Raw genomic sequence first — 6,131 nt, forward strand, 5'->3', positions numbered from 1 at the left:
GAGACGATGCAGGAGATCGTCGACGTCCACTATCCGGGGATCAAGAACAAGCTGGTCGCCGAGGCGCTGCGCATCTTCTACGACATGCGCAAGGTGCCGGGCCTGAAGAAGAAGCCCTCCACCTCCGAGCTGCTGGACTGGCTGAAGCTGCTGATGGTCGAGGATATCGACGGCGACGCGCTGGCCGAGAAGGACCCGACCAAGCTGATTCCGCCGCTTCACGGAGCCCTGCTGAAGAACGAACAGGACGTGCACCTGTTCGAACGGCTGGCGTTCCTGGCCCGCCGCGAAGGCGCCGCGCGTCCGGGTCAGCAGTAACGCCGGCCCCGGCGGCGTTACGCCGAATTCACTCGCCTTTCCGGAGGGCTCCGACCACCTTCTAAAGGAACGGACGGAGCCCTTTTCATATGAAGCCGCTGTATATCGTCGCCGCCTCGGCCTTTGCCCTGACCGCCGCCGCGTGCGGGCCCAAGGTTCCGCCGGTTCGCGCGGCGCTCGACTGCCCGGCGACACAAGGCGATCTGACCCGGACCTCGGTCGCGCCGGACGGCAAGACCTGCACCTATGCCACCAGCGGCGGCGCCGAGGTGACCCTGCAACTCGTGAACGTCACGGGCAGCGCCGACGCCACCCTCGCCGGGATCGAGAAGACGCTGCTGGCCGATCGCACGCCGGCCCCCGAGTCCCCGCCGTCCGAAGAGAAGGACGCGCCGGCCGGTGAGCCTGCGGTGGCCGGCTCCGAGGCGGTGAAGGCGGCTGAAAAGGCCGCGAAGGAAGCTCGCGACGACACCAACGGCCTCGACATAAAGGTGACCGTCGACAGCAAGGACCATAAGGGCGTGGTGACCGACGCCAACGGCAAGACCCGTGTCGATCTTCCCGGCATCCACGTCGTCGCCGACGACGCCAACGACACGGCCGACGTCCAGATCGGCCCGCTGAAGGTGAAGGCGAACGACGACGGCGCCACTGTCCGCATCTACCGCGACGTCCGCCTGCGCGGCGAAGCCCTAAATCGCGAAAAGCGCGGCGTGCGCGCGATGTTCATCTATACGGGTGAGGACCTGCCGAAGGGCTACCGCTTCGTCGGCTACGAGGCGGGCGGCCCGAAACGCGGCCCGCTGACGGTGGCGGTCGTGAAGTCGAAGTCGGAAGGCCCCGACGGCCACGACATCTATCCCGACGTGAAGAAGCTCGTGCGCAAAAACGGCGGGGTCTGACCCCGCCGTTCGCATGCCTCACCCTTAGGGGCTGAGCTTCTGGATTGGCCGGCTCAGGCCGCCGGCTGCACCTCGACCACCTTGTAGGTCAGCGGCCGGCCATCCTCGTCGGTGACGGTCACATATTCACCCACGGCGAACCGGTGCTGGCCCAGGCGGTGGACCGGCTCGTCGTCGGCCGAGTCGTCCTGGTCGTAGTCGAAGAACCAGCGCTGGCCCTTGCGCGCCAGGCGGCCGTCCACCGGATCCTCGTCGGGGGCGAACCGGCGCACGGTGCACGCGTCGCGCGTCTTCCCATAGGCCGCCTCGTCCAGCATGCCGTCGGGGGTCAGGGGCGCGGTCAGCGAATAGCCGCGATGATCGTCGCCGCCGGCGAACTCCGTGCCGGGATTGCGGGCCAGTCGCATCACGATGCGCGACAGGGTCATGGCGTCACCTCTTGGAATCTCAGATCTAAGCGTCAGTGCGAGAGAAACAGGCTCGGGCTGTCCGAGTTCAGCAGCGTACGGGTCGTGCCGCCGAAAATGAACTCCTGGAGCCGCGGGTGGCCGAACGCGCCGGCCACCAGGATGTCGGCCCCGGCCGCGGCCACCGCGTGCAGGATGGCGGGCGCCGCATCCCCGCTGTCGGTCAGCAGCTCGACCTCGGACGCCACGCCGCGCGCCGCGTAATAGCTTTGCAGGCGGGCCGGGTCGAAGGTGCGCGAACTGGCCTTCGGGGCTGCGATGATCACCACCTTGGACGCCTTCTCAAGCAGCGGCGTCGCCAGCCGGGCGGCGCGCGAGGCTTCCTTGCCGCCGTCCCAGGCCACGGCCGCCACGCCGCCCACCTTGAGGCCGGGCCGGGCCACCAGCACCGGGCGCTGCTCGTCGGCGACCATCTGCTGAAAGGCCTCGGCCAGGGGGCCGCGCCCCCGCGCCGGGTCGTCGGTGAAGACGACCACGTCCGAAAGCCGGCTCTCGGCCGACAGCCCCGCCCAGACCGGCGTCTGCAACGCCACGAACTGGCTCTTGGCGTAGCCCGCGCCGGCCGCGGCCTTGCGCGCATTGGCCTCGCCGGCGGCGGTGGCCTCCTTCAGCGACTCGAGCGCGGTGGTCTGCACGCCGCCCAGGAATCCTTCGCCCATCCAGGGCATCACGTCGGCGACGTCGGCCGGCGTGTAGACGCAGGCGAGCTCCGCCCCGAACGGCTCGGCGATCAGCTTCGCGGCTGCGACGGTGGCGGCGTCGCCGTGACCACCGGAAAGCGGCGCCATGATGCGGGCCCAGCTCATTTGTGCATCCTCTTCACGCCCCATCCTCTTCTATCGTGTTCCGGCGCGGATTGATCTTTGTCAGTCGCTGGGCCAGTTCACGACCTCGACTTTGGAAGGAATGCGCGTGTGAGGAAAGGGCTGCGTCGCACGAAGGAGGCGCCCCGGGCCTGGCAGCGGATGCTGTCGGGCCGCCGGCTCGACCTGCTCGACCCCTCGCCGATGGACATCGAAATCGAGGACATCGCCCACGGCCTGGCCCGCGTCGCCCGCTGGAACGGCCAGACGATCGGGGAGCACGCCTTCTCCGTGGCGCAGCACTCGGTGGTGGTCGAGGAGATTGTCGCTCACATCCAGCCCGACATCGAACCCCGTTGGCGGCTCGCCGCCCTGCTCCACGACGCCTCCGAATACGTGATCGGCGACATGATCAGTCCCTTCAAGGCCGCGCTGGGGGTCGACTACAAGGTCTTCGAGGAGCGTCTCGAGACGGCGATCCATGTCCGCTTTGGCCTGCCCGCCAAGACCCCCGTCGCAATCAAGAAGCTGATCAAGCAGGCCGACCGGGCCTGCGCGTTCTTTGAGGCGACCCAGCTCGCCGGCTTCAGCCACGCCGAGAGCCTGGACTTCTTCGGGCCGCCGCCTGAGGGGTACAGCCTGACGATCGAGCCCCAGGCGCCGTTCGAGGCGCAGGCGCATTACGTCCGCCGCTTCGAGGTCCTGTCCGAGGCGGCCGGCTATGTCAGCCACGCCCAGGCCTTCGACACCGAATGACCAGCTCGCTTGTCATCGGCCTGTCGGCGGTGGTGGTGGCCATCAAGGACGGCGAGGCCGTGGCGCTCACCGTGCGCCAGAAGACCGCCGGCGGCGATCTGACCACCCTGCCCTTCGGCCCGTTCGACCCGGATGGCCACCGCACCTTCGAACTCGCCCTCCGCGCCTTCGTGACCGAGCAGACACGGTTCGACCTGGGCTATGTCGAACAGCTCTACACCTTCGGCGACAAGGGCCGCGACGCGCCGCTGGCCAACCTCGGCGCGGGCAGCACGGCTACGCGGGTGATCTCGGTCGGCTATCTCGCCCTCGCCCCGGCCGCGGTGGACACCCACTTCGCCGGCAGCGAGTGGCGGGCCTGGTCGCGCATCTTTCCATGGGAGGACTGGCGCGCCGGCCGCCCGGCCGCGTTCGAAGCCATCGAGGCCGCCCTCCGCGCCTGGGCCGGGAACGACGCCCAGCGCCTGGCCCGAGCCCGCCTGCTGTTCGCCCTGGACGGCGCGCCCTGGAACGAGGAGCGGGTGCTGGAGCGCTACGAGCTGCTCTACGAGGCCGGCTTGGCCCCCGAGGCCGCCCGGGACCGCGGCGAGGCCGCTCCGGCCCGCGCCGAGGCGCTCACGGCCGCGCTGGGCGAGCCCATGGCCTCCGACCACCGACGCATCCTGGCCACCGCGCTGGGACGCCTGCGCGGCAAGCTCAAGTACCGCCCGGTGGTCTTCGAGCTGATGGCCGACGCCTTCACACTCTCGGCCCTGCAACGGACGGTCGAGGCCATCGCCGGCGTGCCCCTGCACAAGCAGAACTTCCGCCGCGCCCTGGAGCGGGCCGAGCTGGTGGAGGGCCTGGGCCGGCTCGACGCCGACACCGGCGGCCGCCCCGCCGAACTCTTCCGCTTCCGCCGCGAGATCCTCGGCGCCCGGCCGGTGGGGGGCCTCGCCCTGCCGCTGCTGCGCGACTGAACCTCAGGCGCCGGCCCGCCGCCGCACATAGGGCAGCGCGAACAGGTAGAGGCCGCTCGCCAGCAACGCGAACAGGGGGATCAGGGCCAGCAGATAGACCCAGGAGGCCGGCTGCTTCTGCCCCAGCCCGAAGATGACGAAGGTGTTCGTGGCGACGCCAAGGGTGAAGGCGATCGACAGCCAGCGATGGATCTGGCGAATCAGCAGGCTCATGTCACAGCTCTCCCATCGGCCCCCGCACGTGGCGAGGCCAGGTTGAAATGAGGAATGGATGACGGGTGCGAGCGGGCGCTAGCCGCCCCGGCCCTCAATCAGCTTCCAGCCATTGCCGGACGGGTCGCGGAAGCTGGCGTCGACGGCGCCGTAGCGTTCGACCGGCTCCTGGGTGAATTCGACGCCGCGGGCGTGCATGCGCTCATAGGCGGCGCGGCAGTCGTCGACCATCAGGACCAGCGGCGGCATGGCGCCCTTGGCCACCGCCTCGTTCAGCGCCTGGGCGGTGGCGGGATCCACCAGCGGCGCCTGGGGCGTGAACAGGCCCAACTGGAACGACGGCTGGTCGGGATGCTGCACCGTCAGCCAGCGGTAGTCGCCGTTCCGCGCGTCGGTGTGCACCCGGAAGCCGAGCTTCTCCACGTAGAATTCGAGTGCTTCGTCCTGATCGCGGACATACACGCCGGCGACGTTCACGCCTTGGGTCATGGGGCCTCCGTTGTCTCGGCCCCGTTGATAGCCTCGGCCTCCTGCCGCCGCTTCTCCGAAACTGCGATCCTGAGGTCAGGCCGATAGGCGGCGGCAAGGTAGCAGGCCGGGACCCGGTCGCGAGCATGCGCCGCCGCCTGTTCCCGCGCCCGCAGTTCGCCGGGGCTTTCCCCCGTCACGTCCCGGAACGTGCGCCCGAACGTTCCAAGGCTGCTCCAGCCAGTCTCGAACGCGATCTCGGTGATCGACAGGTCGGTGTCGCGCAGCAGGGTCTTGGCCCGCTCCAGGCGCCGGCTCAGCAGGTAGCGATGCGGGGGCACGCCGAACGCGTCGCGAAACGAGCGCGCGAAGTGGGCGGGGGAGACGCCGCTGACCCGGGCCAGGCGCTCAACCGGCCACTCCTCGTGGGAGGCGGCGTCCATGCGGTCCTTGGCCCGCAACAGCCGACGCAGGAGGTCCAGATCCCTCGCCCGCCCCGGGTCCCGGGTCGTCGTTGCGCTCAAGGCCCGCGACGCCTCACGCGGCAGCGTCCATCGGCTCCCTGGCGGCGGACGCATCGCTGGTCGCCGCCGCCCGGGCCTTGATCGTCGCGCTGGTCTCGCGGCTGCCGTCGTGGCTCCAGCCCGGCGGCCCGAAGATATAGCCCAGGGCGTGGCGCGGGTGGCGGACGGCGTCGGCGGCCATGGCGACCCACTCGTGGAAAGCCACGCGCAGGATGTTGAAGGTCGCCAGGTTCTTCACCACCCCGTACTTGCAGGGCTCCTCGTCGAGCTCGGGCTGGAACGTCCCGAACATCCGGTCCCAGACGATGAGGATGCCCGCGTAGTTGCGGTCCAGGTACACGGCGTTGCGCGCGTGGTGCACCCGGTGGTGCGACGGCGTGTTGAACACCGCCTCGAACCAGCGCGGCAGCCTTTTGATCGCCTCGGTGTGGATCCAGTACTGGTAGACGAGGCTGATCCCCTTCTGGATGGCGATCATCGCGGGCGGAAAGCCCAGCCAGGCCAGCGGCAGCCAGAGCGCCCAGGTCCCGGCCACGCCGCCCGTCCACGTCTGCCGCAGCGCCGTCGACAGGTTGTAGTGCTGGCTCGTGTGGTGGTTGACGTGGCTGGCCCACCAGAACCGCCGCTCGTGGCTGAGGCGGTGGAAGACGTAGTAGGTCAGGTCTTCCAGCAGGAAGATCGCCACCCAGGCCCAGATCGCCGTCATCGGGATCGTGAACAG

9 protein-coding genes and 1 pseudogene are annotated in these 6,131 nt (G+C 69.7%); 4 read left to right on the top strand and 6 right to left on the bottom strand.

Annotated features, from left to right (window positions below; genetic code table 11):
• Together Q0L11_RS11955 and Q0L11_RS11960 are read left to right on the top strand one after the other, a co-directional pair.
• A pseudogene (locus Q0L11_RS11955) lies at positions 1-318 on the top strand (ATP-binding protein); the annotation flags it as partial.
• Positions 319-407: 89 nt separating this feature from the next.
• The gene (locus Q0L11_RS11960) at positions 408-1,220 is read left to right on the top strand and encodes a hypothetical protein (RefSeq protein ID WP_296597505.1); all 813 of its coding nucleotides are present in this window, start codon (positions 408-410) and stop codon (positions 1,218-1,220) included.
• A 53-nt stretch (positions 1,221-1,273) separates the two neighbouring features.
• On the opposite strand, the gene Q0L11_RS11965 is transcribed toward Q0L11_RS11960, so the two are convergent.
• The gene (locus tag Q0L11_RS11965) at positions 1,274-1,648 is read right to left on the bottom strand and encodes a hypothetical protein (protein WP_296597506.1); all 375 of its coding nucleotides are present in this window, start codon (positions 1,646-1,648) and stop codon (positions 1,274-1,276) included.
• Between the two features lie 32 nt (positions 1,649-1,680).
• A complete protein-coding gene (locus tag Q0L11_RS11970; RefSeq protein WP_296597507.1) occupies positions 1,681-2,493 on the bottom strand; it encodes a universal stress protein in 813 nt (270 codons plus the stop codon).
• A 159-nt stretch (positions 2,494-2,652) separates the two neighbouring features.
• On the opposite strand from Q0L11_RS11970, the gene Q0L11_RS11975 reads away from it, so the two are divergent.
• The gene (locus Q0L11_RS11975) at positions 2,653-3,246 is read left to right on the top strand and encodes an HD family hydrolase (RefSeq protein WP_296597514.1); all 594 of its coding nucleotides are present in this window, start codon (positions 2,653-2,655) and stop codon (positions 3,244-3,246) included.
• Positions 3,243-4,205 (top strand): NAD regulator, encoded by a 963-nt coding sequence (locus Q0L11_RS11980; protein ID WP_296597508.1) that lies wholly within the window; start codon positions 3,243-3,245, stop codon positions 4,203-4,205. Before Q0L11_RS11975 ends, Q0L11_RS11980 begins: the two co-directional genes overlap by 4 nt.
• 3 nt (positions 4,206-4,208) lie before the next feature.
• On the opposite strand, the gene Q0L11_RS11985 is transcribed toward Q0L11_RS11980, so the two are convergent.
• The 4 genes from Q0L11_RS11985 to Q0L11_RS12000 form a co-directional block, all read right to left on the bottom strand.
• Complete coding sequence (locus Q0L11_RS11985) at positions 4,209-4,418, bottom strand: hypothetical protein (protein WP_296597509.1); 210 nt, start codon at positions 4,416-4,418, stop codon at positions 4,209-4,211.
• A gap of 78 nt (positions 4,419-4,496) precedes the next feature.
• Complete coding sequence (locus Q0L11_RS11990) at positions 4,497-4,907, bottom strand: VOC family protein (protein WP_296597510.1); 411 nt, start codon at positions 4,905-4,907, stop codon at positions 4,497-4,499.
• Positions 4,904-5,410 (bottom strand): helix-turn-helix transcriptional regulator, encoded by a 507-nt coding sequence (locus Q0L11_RS11995; protein WP_296597511.1) that lies wholly within the window; start codon positions 5,408-5,410, stop codon positions 4,904-4,906. The genes Q0L11_RS11990 and Q0L11_RS11995 overlap by 4 nt, the downstream gene beginning before the upstream one ends.
• Before the next feature lie 13 nt (positions 5,411-5,423).
• On the bottom strand, positions 5,424-6,131 hold a 708-nt coding region (locus Q0L11_RS12000; RefSeq protein ID WP_296597512.1), incomplete at its 5' end, for a sterol desaturase family protein.

It is taken from the genome of Phenylobacterium sp., from assembly GCF_024508875.1.
Lineage (GTDB): Bacteria > Pseudomonadota > Alphaproteobacteria > Caulobacterales > Caulobacteraceae > Phenylobacterium.

Coding starts and splice junctions, on each gene's coding strand:
- Q0L11_RS11965 (WP_296597506.1), bottom strand. CDS start 1,648: ATGACCCTGTCGCGCATCGTGATGCGACTGGCCCGCAATCCCGGCACG.
- Q0L11_RS11970 (WP_296597507.1), bottom strand. CDS start 2,493: ATGAGCTGGGCCCGCATCATGGCGCCGCTTTCCGGTGGTCACGGCGAC.
- Q0L11_RS11980 (WP_296597508.1), top strand. CDS start 3,243: ATGACCAGCTCGCTTGTCATCGGCCTGTCGGCGGTGGTGGTGGCCATC.
- Q0L11_RS11975 (WP_296597514.1), top strand. CDS start 2,653: ATGCTGTCGGGCCGCCGGCTCGACCTGCTCGACCCCTCGCCGATGGAC.
- Q0L11_RS11990 (WP_296597510.1), bottom strand. CDS start 4,907: ATGACCCAAGGCGTGAACGTCGCCGGCGTGTATGTCCGCGATCAGGAC.
- Q0L11_RS11960 (WP_296597505.1), top strand. CDS start 408: ATGAAGCCGCTGTATATCGTCGCCGCCTCGGCCTTTGCCCTGACCGCC.
- Q0L11_RS11985 (WP_296597509.1), bottom strand. CDS start 4,418: ATGAGCCTGCTGATTCGCCAGATCCATCGCTGGCTGTCGATCGCCTTC.